13 protein-coding genes and 1 pseudogene are annotated in these 17,308 nt (G+C 41.7%); 12 read left to right on the top strand and 2 right to left on the bottom strand.

The features are described 5' to 3' along the window. Positions 1 to 83: 83 nt before the first annotated feature. Entirely contained in the window at positions 84 to 287 is a 204-nt protein-coding gene (locus AZ66_RS30470; RefSeq protein WP_156159931.1) for a DUF981 family protein, read from the top strand. 134 nt (positions 288 to 421) lie between these two features. Next, a pseudogene (locus AZ66_RS32475) lies at positions 422 to 520 on the top strand (LLM class flavin-dependent oxidoreductase); the annotation flags it as partial. A 115-nt stretch (positions 521 to 635) separates the two neighbouring features. Here the strand turns inward: AZ66_RS32475 and AZ66_RS08440 are convergent. Further along, positions 636 to 1,070 carry a hypothetical protein gene (locus AZ66_RS08440; RefSeq protein ID WP_044354435.1) on the bottom strand — a complete coding sequence of 145 codons (435 nt, stop codon included), beginning with the start codon at positions 1,068 to 1,070 and terminating at the stop codon, positions 636 to 638. Between the two features lie 213 nt (positions 1,071 to 1,283). On the opposite strand from AZ66_RS08440, the gene AZ66_RS08435 reads away from it, so the two are divergent. The 8 genes from AZ66_RS08435 to AZ66_RS08400 all read left to right on the top strand — a co-directional run bounded on the left by AZ66_RS08435 (position 1,284) and on the right by AZ66_RS08400 (position 12,491). Further along, positions 1,284 to 1,943 (top strand): glycosyltransferase, encoded by a 660-nt coding sequence (locus AZ66_RS08435; RefSeq protein WP_197081676.1) that lies wholly within the window; start codon positions 1,284 to 1,286, stop codon positions 1,941 to 1,943. A 357-nt stretch (positions 1,944 to 2,300) separates the two neighbouring features. Beyond that, positions 2,301 to 3,278 carry a sugar kinase gene (locus AZ66_RS08430; protein ID WP_044354433.1) on the top strand — a complete coding sequence of 326 codons (978 nt, stop codon included), beginning with the start codon at positions 2,301 to 2,303 and terminating at the stop codon, positions 3,276 to 3,278. A 51-nt stretch (positions 3,279 to 3,329) separates the two neighbouring features. Further along, positions 3,330 to 3,983: a bifunctional 2-keto-4-hydroxyglutarate aldolase/2-keto-3-deoxy-6-phosphogluconate aldolase gene (locus tag AZ66_RS08425; RefSeq protein ID WP_442950279.1), complete on the top strand. Its 654-nt coding sequence runs from the start codon at positions 3,330 to 3,332 to the stop codon at positions 3,981 to 3,983. Between the two features lie 184 nt (positions 3,984 to 4,167). Beyond that, complete coding sequence (locus tag AZ66_RS08420) at positions 4,168 to 5,067, top strand: carbohydrate ABC transporter permease (protein ID WP_044354430.1); 900 nt, start codon at positions 4,168 to 4,170, stop codon at positions 5,065 to 5,067. A gap of 29 nt (positions 5,068 to 5,096) precedes the next feature. Further along, the gene (locus AZ66_RS08415; RefSeq protein WP_044354429.1) at positions 5,097 to 5,921 is read left to right on the top strand and encodes a carbohydrate ABC transporter permease; all 825 of its coding nucleotides are present in this window, start codon (positions 5,097 to 5,099) and stop codon (positions 5,919 to 5,921) included. Between the two features lie 324 nt (positions 5,922 to 6,245). After that, a complete protein-coding gene (locus AZ66_RS08410) occupies positions 6,246 to 6,626 on the top strand; it encodes a hypothetical protein (protein ID WP_044354428.1) in 381 nt (126 codons plus the stop codon). Beyond that, positions 6,532 to 7,197, top strand: a complete 666-nt coding sequence (locus AZ66_RS08405) for a hypothetical protein (RefSeq protein ID WP_197081675.1) — start codon at positions 6,532 to 6,534, stop codon at positions 7,195 to 7,197. Before AZ66_RS08410 ends, AZ66_RS08405 begins: the two co-directional genes overlap by 95 nt. 104 nt (positions 7,198 to 7,301) lie before the next feature. Next, complete coding sequence (locus tag AZ66_RS08400; RefSeq protein ID WP_044354426.1) at positions 7,302 to 12,491, top strand: InlB B-repeat-containing protein; 5,190 nt, start codon at positions 7,302 to 7,304, stop codon at positions 12,489 to 12,491. 494 nt (positions 12,492 to 12,985) lie between these two features. Here the strand turns inward: AZ66_RS08400 and AZ66_RS08395 are convergent, their stop codons facing one another. Then, on the bottom strand, positions 12,986 to 13,843 hold the full coding sequence (locus tag AZ66_RS08395) for a PhzF family phenazine biosynthesis protein (RefSeq protein ID WP_044354425.1): 858 nt from the start codon (positions 13,841 to 13,843) through the stop codon (positions 12,986 to 12,988). 405 nt (positions 13,844 to 14,248) lie between these two features. Here AZ66_RS08395 and AZ66_RS08390 point away from each other — a divergent pair, with 405 nt between their 5' ends. Next, entirely contained in the window at positions 14,249 to 15,589 is a 1,341-nt protein-coding gene (locus tag AZ66_RS08390) for an ABC transporter substrate-binding protein (protein WP_052648442.1), read from the top strand. 124 nt (positions 15,590 to 15,713) lie between these two features. Then, on the top strand, positions 15,714 to 17,308 hold a 1,595-nt coding region (locus tag AZ66_RS08385), incomplete at its 3' end, for a sensor histidine kinase (protein ID WP_044354423.1).

Below are 17,308 nucleotides of genomic sequence, written 5' to 3'. Positions count from 1 at the left end.
TTAAAAGGAACTGTCTAAAGAGTTCAAAAAGGACTCCAAAGTAATTCTTGAACAAACCGTGGAAATGGCTCGTCCTCTTTCCAATGCTTGAAGCATCATTTATCTCAGGACTATACGCACTTACTGGAATCGGAGCTATTTTGTTGCCTTTCTCATTAGCGAATAGAGAATCTCGTGTTGTTAAAATAATGTGTACTTTTTGGACAATTACGGGGGTACTTTTCACTTTATTCGGAGCATTGAATTATTTCACTCATATCGGGTTAATTGTAAATACGATGAAATAAGGAAGCGGAGACAAAACCAAAACACATTCAAGGGAATGATCTTGTATCGCAAGATATGAAGGACCCTTGGAGGTGTTTTTGCATGGCATCAAAAATGATCTCTCCAATAATCGGATGTATAAAGAAGGGGAGTTGATGTATTATTAGAAGATCCTTCGTTTGGTAATCCAGCAGTAGGTCATATCTATGATATGCTAATTTTTTTAACCTATTTAGCAAGCCAGACGAGAAGGGGACTAGTACCTAGTGTATTTTAGTATTAGTGCAATGCAAGTACTTCGTACGAAGAACAGAGCTTAGACTTCTAACGAGTAACCCTAAGATACGAGTCTTGGGGTTGTTTATCGTTTACGTGATTTCTTTGTTACGGAACCACATTGCGAGCAGATCTGTAATAAGCAATACGGTGACTATGATCAACGGTTGTCCAAACTTACTAATAGGTAAGGGGATGGCAAAAGAAATTACTGCATTTATGCAGGCCATTCCTATAAATAACGCAGCAATTAGTACCAAGTAAACATGTAAGTCCTTCATGTTGTTGCGATATACAAAATGGATGGTTAGTAATGCAATAAAGAATAAATAATAAAATAGTGCCCCGAAAGTAGATGACCATTTTTCATACTGAATGGCAGTATCGAGCTCTAGCGAATGATTAAGTCGGAAATAGTCAAGTATTCCATGACTGTAGTAAAAAATAAGCGTCAAAATGGAATAAACAATAAATAATGTTTTAGACAAGGATGTATGTGTACGAAGTGCAGCGGATACATTCAACATATTCACCCCCTTGATTTAGGCCCCCTGATGCATATATTAGCAATTAGTTGTTATGGAAAATTATATCATTTAACCGATAATCGGTAAATCAACAACTCATATCAGCCTTCAGTTGCATAGATAAAGACGAACTAATCCTCTGTGTAATACCAGTCGGGTCGAACCATAATATGACAGCCTGTTTATTTCAAACGTAAAGAGGAGCAGATGAACATGAAAAATAAATGGTTGCTTGCGTTGCTTGTAACCTTGGTTCTCGTTGTTAGCATGATACAGGTCGCAGCACCCGTGCAGGCGAATGAGAAAGTGAGCGAGAAGAAGGATCCGGCTTGCCTTAGCCCGAAAATGGTGCAGCTGAAAGCCGATATGCAGAAGGTTTGGATCGACCATACGATATGGACGAGAAGTTATATTGTCAGTGCCCTTGCAAATCTTCCTGATCAGAAGGACGTACTGGAGCGGATTCTGCAGAACCAGCAGGACATTGGAAATGTAATTAAACCTTATTACGGGGAAGCCGCCGGCAATAAACTGGCCGAAATTCTGAGAGAACATATTCTAATCGCTGTAAAAATTGTAGCAGCTGCCAAAGCGGGCAATCAGGCAGATGTGAAGAAGTTAGAGGCAGACTGGCATAAAAACGCCGATGATATCGCTAAATTCTTAAGCGATGCGAATCCGAATTGGCAGTTTAAAGAGCTTCAGGATATGCTGTACACGCATCTACAGTATATTACGGAAATAGTGCTTGACCGTCTCAAAGGAGATTGGAAAGCCGATATAGCAGCAACCGACAAAAACGAAATCCATATGATTCATTTTGCTGACATCCTGACAGAAGGCATTGTCAAACAGTTTCCTGAAAAATTTTAAACGAATTGCATTAGGGCAAAGTAAAGCTTTTTATGTTCACCCGCTAGGGTAACTATAAAAAGCTTTTTTCGTTTCAGGGAGCAAATATAGAAATAGCTAACACACTTCGATCCAAGCACTTGGATCGTTTTTTTATTTACAAGTCAAATTCGTTTGAGAATACACGAATATATGTCCTGTACCGCAAATTTCGACTGTGTATAGTTGAGATAATCATATTTGGGAGGCAGGGCATCCGATTGTCAATGGACACATCTATGCGTAGATGGTGGCTGGGTGGTTCGATAAAATCAATGCCATAAAAATGAGTACTGTTATGGATGCCATGACAGTCTTTTAATAGCTAGGGGGAAGCCGATGAAGGATAGAATTAGGTCCCATTTGCAAGCAAGCCCCGAGGTAGTTACCTTTGGGGAATCGATGGCACTCATGCTGCCTACGGGAAATAAAGGAATAGAATACAGCCATACGTTGGAATGCACCTTCGGCGGGGCCGAAACCAACGTAGCCATCGGTTTGGCTAGGCTTGGCATTCATGTCGGATGGTTCTCTCAACTAGGCGAAGATCCGCTGGCGACGAAGATGATCAAAGCATTGCGGGGCGAAGGCATTGATGTCTCACGCGTGAAGAGGACAGCTGCTGCTTCAACGGGGCTAATGATGCGTGAGGTAATTGCTGGACAATCCTCCGTTTATTATTTTCGGCGAAATTCGGCTGCTAGTCTGATGTCGCCGGAAATGCTGGACGAGGCGTACATAGCAGGTGCTCGCATTTTGCATGTAACCGGCATTACGATGGCCATCAGCGAAACTGCATGTCAAGCAGTTAATGAGGCAGTGCGTCTTGCACGCAAGCATGGCGTTAAAGTCAGCTTTGATCCAAATCTACGCCTGAAGCTCTGGAGCGTGGAGAAGGCTCGGCAATTCATTCTGCCTCTAGCGGCGGAAGCAGACTACTTTCTGCCTGGGCTTGATGAATTGAAGCTGCTCTATGGAATTGACGATGAAAATGCTTTGTTTGCGAAGCTGCATGAGCTTGGCAACATATGCGTCGTCAAAGGCGGAGACCATGAAAACGTTTTATTACAAGGTGGGAAGGAAACTAGAATTCCTTATTTTAATGCTGATCACGTAGTAGACACCGTTGGTGCTGGCGATGCCTTCTGTGCCGGCTTCCTTAGCGGTTTACTAAGAAATAAATCCCTTGAGGAATCCGTTCGCATCGGAAATCTGCTTGGAGCTATGGTGATCCAGACGGAAGGCGATTGGCAGGGTCTCCTGACAAGGGAACAGGTAGAAGCGAGGCTTAATAGAAAAGCGCATGTTGAACGTTAAGTCCAATGAATCTAGTACATAAATGAAAGGCAGGGAAGCAAATTGAAGAAAATGAGCATCACTAAACGGATTCATGAAGAAGGGGTTGTAGCGGTATTACGGGGAGAGAATTGGCAGCAGGTGGTTCGACTATCCGAGGAAGCCATTGCTGGCGGCATAAAGGTGATTGAGATTACGATGACGGTTCCGTATGCGCTTAAGGCGATCGAAGAGCTTGCCACCCGTTATTCATGGAATCATCCTGATTCAGCTCATAATGCGATAATTGGCGTCGGCACGGTGCTTGATCCTGAAACGGCACGCCAAGCAATTCTAAGCGGCGCTGAATTTGTAGTGGGCCCTTCGTTGAATCCTGATACGATTAAGCTGTGCAATCGTTACCGTGTGCCAATCATGCCGGGCGTTATGACCATTCACGATATCCAAAGCGCTCTAGATTTAGGAGTGGATGTCGTAAAGCTGTTCCCGGGCAGTCAATTCGGACCAGGGATGATCAAGGATATCAAAGGCCCATTGCCTCACGCGAATCTAATGCCGACCGGCGGAGTGAATGTAGAGAACTTGGGTGACTGGATCAAAGCAGGTGCATTTGCGGTAGGAATTGGTTCGGATCTTACGAAGAAAGCCATTGAAACAGGCAATTATACACTCGTTCGTGCCAAGGCTGATCAGTATGTGAAGGCATATAAGCAAGCGCGCAAATAAAAAGAATGATAACAAGTGTTCTCTTGATAGTCTGAGAGACGCTTGTTTTTTTATATCAAGTGAATGAACTGAGAAAAGTAAAATTCGTTTCAAAATGAACGTTTTTAGTTCTTATTTGCGACTTTCGTTCTTATTACAATGACACTATAGAACAAGACGTATTTTCTCAGAGGAGGATAAAAAAATGAAAGGTAAGAAATCACTAGGAATTAGCGCTAGAGAGACACTAGCTGGCTATATGTTTGTAGCCCCATTAATGATCGGATTAATTGTCCTAACACTTATTCCTGTTGTGTGTTCTCTATTGCTGAGCTTTACGGAGTGGAATTTCGTAGCGGGATATGATGCTATCAAATTCGTAGGCTTTGATAATTTTATTCGTTTGTTCCAAGACGATGTGTTTATACAAAGTTTATTGAACAACTTGGTCTTCATTATAACGGTTCCGATAACCTTGATCTTATCACTGTTGCTGTCTATTCTCATTGACAAACATGTTTATTTCAAGGATGGATTTAAGGTTGTTTATTTCTTACCTTATATCTCTAGTGTCGTTGCCGTCGCAATGGTATGGCAGGTTCTTTTCCATCCATCATTAGGTCCGGTAAATCAGCTGCTGATGTCATTTGGCATTGAGAATCCACCTAAATGGTTGGCAGATATCGATTATGCGTTGCCTTCCCTCATGATGATTCAAGTTTGGATTATGCTCGGCTATAACATTATCATTTACATTGCTGCGCTGCAGTCCATTCCGAAGGATTTGTATGAGGCGGCAGATATCGATGGCGCAGGAACATGGGTGAAATTCCGCCAGATCACAGTGCCAAATGTTTCGCCAACGACCTTCTTCTTGCTAGTAACAGGAATCATTGGTTCCTTCAAGGTGTTTGATCTCATTCAAGTATTAACGCAAGGCGGGCCTGCTAATTCAACAAATGTAATCGTTTACGATTTGTATGATACTGCATTCAATCAGTTGAAAACAGGCTATGCCTCTTCAATGGCGCTCATATTATTCCTCATTTGTTTAGCCATAACGGCTGGACAATGGATTGCTCAGAAGAAATGGGTTAACTACTAGAAGAGATCTAGAACGGAGGATCAATCTACATGAAAAAAATTTCGGCTTCAAAGATCATGTTCACAGTGATTATGGCAGCTATAGGGCTTCTATTCCTGCTTCCATTCCTATGGATGTTGTCAACATCATTCAAGCCTGAGGCGGATGTCTTCACATTCCCAATCGAATGGATCCCGAGAAACTGGAATGCGATGGAGAACTATGCAGAAGTGTGGTCAGGAAACTTTGTCAAATATTATGCAAACTCGATTTATGTAACAGTGGCAACCACTTTGCTCAATGTATCCGTGTGTGCACTTGCAGCTTATGGTTTTTCCAAGGTACATTTCAAAGGAAGAGATACGATGTTTCTTCTCGTCCTCGCGCTTTATATGGTTCCACCTCAAGCTTCATTAGTTCCGCAGTTCCTGCTCTTCCGTTCCTTACATTTATTTGATTCTCATCTTGGTCTTATCTTGCTGAACGGATTTAGCGTAATTGGAGCTTTCATGCTTAGACAATTCTTTATGGGTGTCAGCAACGAATATATCGAATCAGCCAAAATAGACGGAGCCGGACATGCACGAAGCTTCTTCCAAATCGCGTTGCCGCTTATTCGTCCAGCCATCGCAACCTATGCGATCCTCAGATTTATTTGGACATGGAACGATTATCAGTATCCGCTGATTTTCTTGAAAAGCAAAGAGTTGTTTACCATTCAGCTTGGAATCAGATTGTTCGGTGACCAATATGGAGATACGTATTCCTTGATGATGGCTGGCGCGGTGTCAGCAATCTTGCCGCTGGTCATTATCTTTATCATCGGGCAGAAGCAAGTTATTGAGGGGATTGCGCTCGGAGGCGTTAAGGGATAGAAGTGCTCGCAGATAGAAGCAGTGCAAATAGATAGTTAACGAGAAGAAATGAACCATTGCGTTCATTTCTTTTGTCTTATGGGGGAAGTATCCGGTCAAAATCGTCTGAAAAAGGTCAAAATATGAAATTGGTCGGTCATCTGAAAATAGATATATTTATTAATAAAAGCGCTTTCAAAGACGGTTTTATTCTTAAAACCGGATTTATCCAATTAGGAAGAAGCAAGTTGGATATTCATATTAATTATTTTAGCTATCCTAAAATGCACCTAAAAAGTATATAAATCTGCAAAGCTAGATTGATTATTAGAAGGGTGGGTTGGTATGGGTTATGTGAAACGAAAACCAACAGTGATGATATGGTTTGCAGCCGTAATACTAATTGTACTTGCTGTATTAATGATGATTTTACTTAACAAAAAAGCTGCATTGCCTGAGAACTGGTTGTTTACGGTGGATGGATACGCTGTGACAGATGAAGAATTTCTATTTTATATCAACGACCAGAGGGCTGTAACAGTAGATTATTTCAACAGAACCTATGGTGCGCAAGTAGATGAGGGCTTCTGGTCACGTCAATACGGCGCTAATCAGGAAACACCATCTGAATATGCCAAAAAAATCTGCGATGACTGCATTGCTAAGGGCCAAACAGGAGCAGATTATTGCCGACGAGCTGGATATTGCCCCATACAAAAGTTTTGATGAGTTAAAATCCGACATGCTAGATGAAAACGCTAAGCGGGCTGAAATGGAAAATACGGGGGATACTTACTACGGTTTGCCTCAGTTAGATCTTTATCAATACATGCAATATATAAGTGGCGCTCGTTGGCCGGATTTAGTTGAAACCCAGGTCAAAAAAACGAAAATGAGCGAAGCTGAGTTACAAGATGAATATGCTTCAAGAAGCGCAGAATATGTTCGCACTGCTGATGAATTAACGGCCATGCTCGCAGCAACTGGACAAGCAATGGAAGAGAAAGTGTTACATCGATTGGATATATCCAAGGATGATGCGGAATCTCTACACTTCTGGGAGTTACTGGCGACCGCTTCCGTGGGTGAAACGGTGATCGGTAACTATATGGGCGAGGATGTTGTTGCCACATTAGTCACAAAGCCGGTAATAACTAAGCTTACATTAGACAAAGTGAAGGATTCCATTATATACGGGCGGTCTGAGTCTGACTTGCGAACGTTACTTGCAACTAGAGCGGATAAGGCGAAGATTGTGTATAACGGCAATCAATTCTATGAATTAGCAGTGGAATAGATAAAATACGGTTCTTACGTTCGTTTATATAGATCTGAATCTATTTTGATTTTCATAGATTCAGATTTATATAAATTTGAATTCATAGAAAAGGAGATTGCCAGATGGGACAAGTAAAATGGATGCAAAAAGCATTATCGATTGTTATGGCAACCATGTTAACATTCTCTGGTCTGCCAGGCTTGGTGCCTACATCTGAAGTTTCAGCTGCAGTGAAGTCCGTTGAATCTTTTGACTCTGTTGTACTAGAACTGAAACAATCGACGGATCATGCAGGCAGAGTAAACCTTACTTACAAAGGTGCACCATTAAGCAGTTTGATTAAAGGGCCGGTTATCGATGCGTTCAGTTATGATTCAAGTAATTCGAACTTACTAACGGTTGATAATAATGGAAGGGTTACTTTAGCTAGCGGATATACATTTGCGGCACCAGGTGATCCAGGCATCCCAGTGACGATCACAGCTACGACAAGTTATTATCATGACTCAGATGTGTTATTCATGGAGGACTTCGAGAACAACAAGGGTCCGCTGACATCAACGAGTAAACTTGGTTCATCATTTACACTGTCTAATGCCCAGTCCCGCTCCGGATTGAAAGCGGTTACACCTTCAAGTGCAACGAATACGGAGAATGTAAGCCAAGACGTGGCTTTGCCCGCCGGAAGTAACTATAAAATGACGGCATGGTATTACGATCCGTATCCGGATGAGGAGAAGACAGCGGCTGCAAGAACCCAATTTGCGGTTTTGGATGGCAAAAACGCCACCTTCGCCGGGACATTCTATCAAAGTTCACAGGTCGACGTTATTCATAATCCGACGAAATATACTTGGGCATTTGCACCATCATCAGCTGGTTCAGCAGCGAAACGTTGGAAGGACAGTGGGGTTGAACGTTCCACAGGCTGGCATAAATTTGAGTGGCTCATTACACCGAATGGTGCGAATTTACAAATTGACGGAAATTCGATACCTGATTCAGCACAGTACGATATTTATAAAGCGATGAAGAGTGGTACAACCATTCAACCTAAAATCGCTGGGGGATGGAATAACCAATCAGGCAACATCTCATATGTTCATAACAAACATCTTATCGACGATTTTTATGTTGTCAAAGACGTTGCTACAGTAACAGGTACAAGAACATTAACATTGAAAGTAGCACCTCCGGGTGGAGTGTCAGATTTGGAAATTATCACTCAACCAATAGCGGCAAAAGTGAACCAAGGCGAGACAGCAACATTTAGCGTTACGACATCAGCCGCTGCTGCATCATACCAATGGTATGTATCTAACGACGAAACAGGTTTAAACGGGACGGAAGTTGTCGGTGGAAATGATGCGGTATTAACGTTGCCGAGTGTTGACTCAGCTGCACAGCAAGGTAAGTTTTATTATTGTCTAGTGACTACCACAGAGGGAGTTGTGAAGTCCCACGCAGCACCGTTGTTCATTCAAACAAATACACAGGTGAATGCGCCAATTAATCCGACGCTTGACCCGAACACGGGTATGTATACAGGCGGTTCCAATTACGGGGATACCCTTGTAACACTGTTCAAAGGTGGTGAACCCGTTGGTTATTATTTATCTAAAAATGGGGGGCCCGACCAGCTTAACAATCATGAAAGACATCATGTTCTGCCATATGCAAGGGCATTGGGAGCGGGTAATTACACCGTTTCAGCCATCGTCATAAATACAGAAAAGAACATAAGTGAAGAAGTTACAGCTAACGGAATATTAACGATCGAGAATTTATCTACACCGGTAAATGGTAAATGGTACGGTACCTATGCTACTTGGGATAGCGTTGCTAACGCATCTGCGTATTCGGTTCAGCTCTTCAGTAACGGAATTGCTAAAGGGAGCCCTATCGCAGCAACTAGTAATGATGCACTTATGACCCCGAGCTTGGGTGATACGTTTACAGTTAGGGCGATCGGCAGCGCAACGACACGCTTCTTGGATTCTGATGAATCAGGGGAGAGTGCAGTTTATTCAGCTCATATTGCGCTCGTCCGTCAGAACGAAACTTTACAGGCAGGGGAGCGTCAACGGCTAATCGTTGACACTGCTGATATGTTCGCAGCTGATAACATTAGCTTTAGCCCAGCAAATAAAGACAAAGATAAGATCGAAGTTGATCATGCTGGATTCGTTACGGTTAAGAAAGGTTATGTCCCAACAGAGAATGAAGAGGTAACCGTAAATGTCAGCGTTGATTACTTCAATAAGGCGGACACGATGTTCTACGATGGATTTGAAGGGGATAAGAAGTTTTCGAACGGTGAGAACGGGTACGTCCAAAGTGACGTGGTGGCTCGCACCGGAACAAAGGCTGCGACAACGAGTGGTGCTGGCCAGGTAGCTACCGTCCCGGGCACCTATAATTACGCCCCTAAAGCCGGCAAGACAACAATTGTCACTGCCTGGTACTACGACGATGGCGGGGCGGCATCCAGTGATCATGCGGTATTTGGCTTCACTCCGTCGGCAAATGAACATATCACAATAAATTACGGGAATGCAGATGGCAACTGGGCGGCGAATCAGACCAATTACGCGGTTAGGTTCGGATCCACTGGAAGGTTCTATCCAGTCGACGTGAAGCGCAGCAAAGGCTGGCATAAATTCCAATGGTTCGTTACCTCAACGGGAACAACCTACAAAATTGATGGACGATCCATTAATAGACAAACCACTGACGGCGGCGCGTTCAATACGAATGTATCGAACCATATTTCGAAGATAGATGCATTGCAACTTGCAACGAACTGGGGCAATAAAGCCGGAACGATTAAAGATATGCAGAACAAGCATTTTATCGATGACGTATATGTCATGGATAGTGCAGTAACAGCCCAAACAGCAACAGCATCTGTTACTTTAAAACTCTTACCTAAAGTGTACACTCACTCCGAAGACAGCACTTATGTTCTTGGTTTGGAAGATTATAAAATTACCGTGAATCCTGATTTAGCGGATCTAACTGGTGTGAAAATCGGCAATGCAACCTTAGAACAAGCTGTGGATTACACGGTTAGCGGCAATGTATTGACCATTAATAAAAAAGCATTTCTAAGAAACAACATTGTGCAAGGAAAATATACCGTTAGACTCGACCTTGACCCTGCTGAAATTACTTTTGAGTTGAACATTGCACCTCGTGAAGTCCGTGATTATTATTTCTCCAATAACGGTGATGATAGTGCCGATGGACGGACACCGAAGACAGCATGGAAATCAATTTCCAAAATAAATGAAAACGTATTCCTTCCAGGCTCAACCATCTATTTGGATGCAAACAGCGTATGGAATGAACAAATCAGACTGCGCGGCAATGGTGAAGAAGGAAATCCGATTACACTCACTAAATACAATACGACCGATCCTAACAAACGACCGATTATTAATGGTGGGGGAACAGCGTCAAGCCCATCAGGTATTACCCTAAACGGTACAATTGAGTTGTACGATGTCAGTTATTGGGTAGTCAGCGGAATTGAAGTAACGAACATCGGCACTACAGCAGGTGACGGCCGCTCCGGTATTGCAGTAATGTCTCGTATATCCAAGCTGGGACAAGGTCAATTTAACATTCAAGATTATGCGGATGCTCGTATGCAAGGAATTGTCATTCGAGACAACTATGTTCATGATGTGAATGGACTGCACCAAGCGAATGGAGCCAGTAAGATATCAGGCGGCATCATTATTAATGGTTATGTAGATGTACGAGTTGAAGGCAACAAAACCCTTCGCTGTGACAACGAAGGTATCCGCAACAATGCTTACGGGCCTACCAATCCGGGGACTAACAACACGGGCCTCACTTGGAGCAACTCAAGCTACCCATGGGCATCTAACGTTGTGTTTAGAAATAACTGGGTGTCTAGTTCGGTTGGAGATGGCATTGTCCTGTCCGGCGGGAACAACTCCCTTGTGGAACGAAATGTGATCACAGACAGCGGATATAGTTATTTAAGCGATAAGAGCGGTAAACTGGTAGCTAACTGGGGGGCAAATAACACAAACCCAACATATCTTGGTTCGCAGAACTATGCCGCAGCGTGGATTATGGCAAGTAAAGGCACGATCTTCCGCTACAATGAAGCTGTAGATAACCCTTATCATGCAAGTAATGACGGTATGGCTTGGGACATTGATAATTATTGTCAGGATAATGTGTATGAATACAACTACAGCCGAAACAACTATGGAGGCTGGTATTTGCAGATGAATGCCGCCAAGGGCAACATCGTTCGCTATAACATCAGCGTGAATGACGGTCGCAGTCCGGATTTTAACAAGAGTTTCAATAGCCTTGTATTACTTGCGGGCGGTTCTTCAACAAGCGAGGAATTAAGCGGATTATTCTATAACAATGTAATCATCTCTCCATTGAAGAATAGCAGTTCGTTAGTGTTTGACCCAACGGCTTCTAACTTGCATATTTACTTCCAAAACAACATATTTGCTTATACTGGCGCTAACAACAGCGTTGGTCTAAAAGGCGGCGGAACATCCGCTCCATTTATAGCCGGACGGTTTACGAACAACATTGTATATCCAGCTAATCTTTTTGGAAGTATGAACGCAGGCGGGGGCGGATATTTAGGCAGAGGGGTAACAACAGCAGATAATCGCTACGTAACGGAAAATGAACTATATTCCATATTGAAAGATTATAAGACTGCACCGAAACATTGGATTGCCAACAGTGGAACAGCTGACACTAAGCTTGATTACAGCGTGATGGACGGATTCCGCCTGGCCGATGGCGCCAACATGGCCTATGGTTCAGGTGTCAAGGTAATAAGCCCATATGTGGATCGTGCGAACGCTCTGCCTCATATGACAGAGAGAACGGACTTCTTCGGCAATCCACTAGGCGACAGGACGTCTTCGATCGGCGTACACAACCCTTATGCGGTAACTTTTGATTCCAATGGTGGCAGTGAGGTTGCGATGAAGTTCGTTGATATGGGGGGGACAATTACCGAGCCGACAGCACCAACCAAACCTGAAATGAAATTCGGTGGTTGGTATCGAGATGCAGAATTAAACGATGTGTGGAATTTTGCAACTGATACGGTTACAAGCGATATCGTCTTATATGCGAAATGGCTTGGAGATGAAGAATCATCTTTAGAGAAAGATCAATTGGGTGTGGAAGCCCCTAAAGGCGCAAGGATGAATCAAACAACGGTTACGACAACTGTGTATGATGAGGTGACTGCACAAGACAGTTCGAAGAAGATACGGTTATTATTACGAGATTAAAAGATAGAATGGATAACCTCTAGAATTTATAGCGGCATTCCTGCTTCCCTCAGATTGAAGACAAACACATTGTTCAATTAAATAATGTGTTTGTTTTTTATCTATTTCTCTATTTTTGAATTAAAACACAGAAATAGGCAAAAATAGAGTCCTTTTGGTCTCTTAATTTCAGGATTTTTGCTAATTTTTATATATTTAGACAAGCGAAAGTAAGCCCAATTTTCATGTGCATTTTTTCTTTACCAATCATATTCGTATAGCGAAGACCATGAAATTCTTTAGCTGTTCCAAATAATCGTTAACTAGATCATCTAAAGAATAAAAACCAATTTGATCTCGTTTACTCATATCTTGTTTTTTCAACATCTAAATCAGCTCCTTTTCTCCATCTTACCAAGAAAAAAAGACAAATTATCGAATAATCAGATACTTTGTCTACAGTCTGAGGTTGAGAAATTATTTTCTCAACCTTTTTATTCGATGTTTTTTTATTTTCACTCAATATTTTCTACATTTAAACACTTAGTTTCACAATAATAGCCTTTGCCGCCAACATAAACTTTTTCTATTTCATTCTTGCTATTGGTTGCTAATTTAACTAATATTTCGGAAGGCGATTGTAAAGAATAACCTTGTTCAAATACATAGACTTCTTTTTGCAAGTAGTGCTGTTCATAAAGGTAGCAAGCTAATGCACCGTTTGAAGTTCCAGTCGCTGCTTCTTCATTGATGTCGTATAGTGGAGCAAAATTTCTGCATATAATTCGATTGTCATTAAAAGTATATAGATGCATCCCGACAACATTATAAAACTTGCTGATTTCTTTAATTTTTTCAAAATTAGGTTGCAGTGCATGTAATCGTGTTTCGCTTTTTATAGGAATTAAAATATCTTTTAAGCCCGTGGAGACAATTTGAATTGGGTATTTATTGTCTATAGCTTTAATGTCAAAACAGTCGATGAACTCGTTTGGAGATACAACATCATAGAATATCGGTTTGTTTTGTTCCATGAATATGATGTCATCTTTTATGGTAATAGCAAGAACACCGCTGTTCGTTTCAATCGTATAGCGATTCCTGAAAAGTATATTTAAATGCATCAGTATCGCGAAAGAGCCAATTGTGGCATGACCACATAAATCAACTTCTTCTTTTGGTGTAAAATACTCAAATTTATAATCAGCAATTTCAGATTCTGATATAAATGCGGTTTCCGCATAGCCCAGTTGTTTGGCTATTGCCATTTTTTGAGTAGTGGTCAATGTATTCTCAATAAATACCACTCCTGCTTTATTTCCGCCTTTATGATCCTTGCTAAATGCACTTGCAACATAAACGGATATTTTCATAAGACACCTTCCTTCCTCACTTATAGTAAATTGTAGCATAGAAAGCACTACGTATAAATTTTGTTGGATAAATTTGCTTTAAAGAAAGAGACAAACTATTTTTTAGATCTGAACTCTCCAAAAATAGTTTGTCTACAGTCTGAGGGAAGCAGGATTTACCTCCTGTTTCCCTTATATTTTTGATATATCCTCTAATTGGACAATCTGCGAATTTCTTGGGATCCGGGGTATGGTGCCTAACCATGGCGATCAACATGAGCGACATCATGCTCTACTTTTTTATTAAAGAAGTAAAATAATCTTACCTCAGTAAAAATTGTCTGCTTTGAATGGATTTTAATCATGTTACGATTATACCGACATTAGGAAGTTTACTTTCGACATCATCTTATGAGGAGGGTCTACATGAAAAAGATAATTCAAACTGTATTAGCAGCATCACTAGCTTTATCGCTAACTGCTTGCGGCAGCAGCAATTCCTCTGATTCTTCATCAACTCCAGCAGCAGATGGCACTTCTGCGGGGCAAGTAACATTGAAGCTGAGCACTTGGCAAACAGATGCGAAGGCGCAATGGAGCAAAATCATTCCAGAATTTGAGAAGGCGAATCCAGACATCAAAGTAGAGCTTGATCTCCTAAACGAAAAAGGAGATTCGGTTGCATCTATGCAAAAGCTTGATTTGATGGCTGCATCAGATGATCAATTGGATATTATCGAAATGCCGTATACAAACTATTCGCAGCGTGCTTCTATTGGTCTGTTGGAACCGCTTGACAGCTATATTGAAAAGGAAGGCTATAAGTACGGTGACGAATACCTAGTAGATACTCAAGTGGATGGGAAAATTTTTGCACTCCCTTCCTCTCTGCAGCGTTGGTTCATTCTGTTAAACAAAGACATGCTTGACGCAGCACAATTGCCGGTTCCACAAGATTGGACTTGGGCTGATTTCGAAGATTATGCTAAAAAGCTAACAAAAGGTGAAGGCGCTTCCAAAGTGTATGGTGCATACTTCCATAACTGGCCAGACCTTTACAACTTGCAGCTAAAGAGTAAAGAAATCGATAACAGTTTCTTGAAAGCAGACGGAACCTCCAATGCGACGGAGCCACTCCTTACATCCAGCTTGGAAATGCTGAAAACGATGATGTACACAGATAAAACAGCAAATCCATATGAAGACATTATTTCTCAAAAGCTGCATTATCGTACACAGTTCTTTAACTGTGCAGCAGCGATGGTACCAATCGGTGACTGGATGGTTGCTGAATCGGGCGGTACGGATGCAATCCCTGCAACCTTCCATGCAGCATTTGCTCCCATTCCTAAGCTGGAAGGTAAAGCAGAGCATTATTCCCCAGTACAACCTACTTACATGGGGGTTGCTGCGAAGTCCAAAAACAAAGAAGCAGCATACAAATTCGTTAGATGGTATACAACGGAGGGCTTGGAGATTGGCGGTCGCGTATTCTCCGGTTGGGCTAAATCAGATTCCGACAAGTTGACAGAGAAAATCGTCAGCACTTCGAAGGATCCTTCCAAGGTGGATATGGAATCCTTGAAATATACCATGAAAAACACGAAGCCTGGTCAAGCGCCAGTTCCAGTTCCTTACGTTGGTGAGGTCGAGAAAGCTGCCATTGCTGAGGTTGAATTGTACTTGTTGGATAAACAAGATATCGCTAAGACAATTGAAAATATGGACAAGAAAATCACAGATGTAATCAATAGTAACAAAAAATAGAAAATGTGATCTTATTGCTTGACCGAAATTAGATCGAATCATTATATATAGGTAACAGGGGAAATGAGATAAATCGTTTCCCTGTTCCTATTCTAAGAGTGATGAACATTTGAGGGTTCCATTTATGAAAATAGATCGATATTCAATTCGAACAAAACTGGTTATTGCGGCATTGATGTGTTTTATGATTCCCCTTATTGTGAATTACTTCTTAACTACGTATGTAACCAAAGATATTGTGCTGCATAAAGCGGTTTCTAGCACGCAGGATACGTTAATATTAGTTGATTCCAATGTATCCGGTATTGTTGAACAGATGCTATCTTTGTCGAATATCATTTTAATGAATAATGAAATCAATAAACATGTAACAATTAGCAAGGAGCAGTTTGCCAGAGATAATAACTCAGGTCAGCAGTTAGAATACATGCGTTTAATTTCTAATCTGGATGATCTGTTTGCCCAGAATTCAGATATGTATATCACCGTGTTGGGTGTAAATGGGTTTACATATACGAATTATTCTTTTAGTGATTTTAACCCAAATCTCTTTCATGGAAAAATTGTATTCAAGGAACTGGATAAGCTTGCTGCTTTTTCAACGGCATGGATTGGTTTACAAGATAATTACTACGGCAATTTCGAAGCGAAGCAGAAGTCTCCGAAGGTGCTTACCATCGCTCGTACCATGAAAAACTCAAGTGGTCATTCGCTTGGCTATGTGATTGTCAGTGTGAATGAAAGTAAGATTCAACGTCAGTTAAACAGCTATTCGGAACAGAAAATTATGCTGATGGATGATCAAGGAACGATCTTATCTCAGTCGGACTCCTTAAACATCGGACAACAATTCCGATACCATGATTATGCGATTAACGAGAATACGCTCGTCTACAACAATGAAAAGTATATCTATGTGTCAGAGCCTGTAGCTGGAACCAAATGGTCCTTGCTCAGTCTAGTTCCCTATTCTTCGGCAGTGGGTCCTAACAATCAGATATTAGTAACCAGCTTCATTATGCAGTTTCTATTCTTTACAGGGTTTTGCATTCTGCTGATGATTCTGATCTCGGCGATCACCAATCCGATTACGCAGTTAGGTAAATTTGTTGCTAAGGTCAATATGGGGCAGCTAAATATTCGTTCGGGGATTAGGGGACAGCATGAGGTAGGCCAACTTGGCAAATCAATTGACCAAATGCTGGATCGAATCGAGATGATGATCGAACAGATTACGCTTGAGCAGACGCAGAAACGCAAAGCAGAGCTTGAGATGCTTCAAGCACAAATTAATCCGCATTTCATGTTCAATCTCTTAAATTCGATTCGCTTAAACATTCTGATTCGCGGCGATCAAGAGAATGCGAAGTTAATCGGTTCGTTATCATCATTGCTTCGGATGACAATTAATCGGGATAATGAATGGATATCGCTTCGCGACGAGGTCGAGACCATTCAGCATTATATACGTCTGATGAACTTCAGGCATGCGAACCAGGTTCAGTTGATCGAGAACATTGTCGTGGGTAGTGACCACGTCTTAGTTCCTCGATTTATGATCCAACCGATAATCGAAAACGCTATCATTCATGGGTTTCATCAGTATGGCGGCCAAATTGAAATCGAATCGTATTCGGTTAAGGTGGATGAAGAAAGCAGCCTCTTGATTAAGATTCATGATAATGGCGTCGGAATGACACCAGAACGATTACAAGAATT

Origin of the sequence: Paenibacillus sp. E194, assembly GCF_000935845.1 — a bacterium.
GTDB lineage: Bacteria > Bacillota > Bacilli > Paenibacillales > Paenibacillaceae > Paenibacillus_B > Paenibacillus_B alvei_B.
The sequence above is the reverse complement of the archived record's forward strand: the minus strand, read 5'-3'. Positions and strand labels throughout refer to the sequence as shown.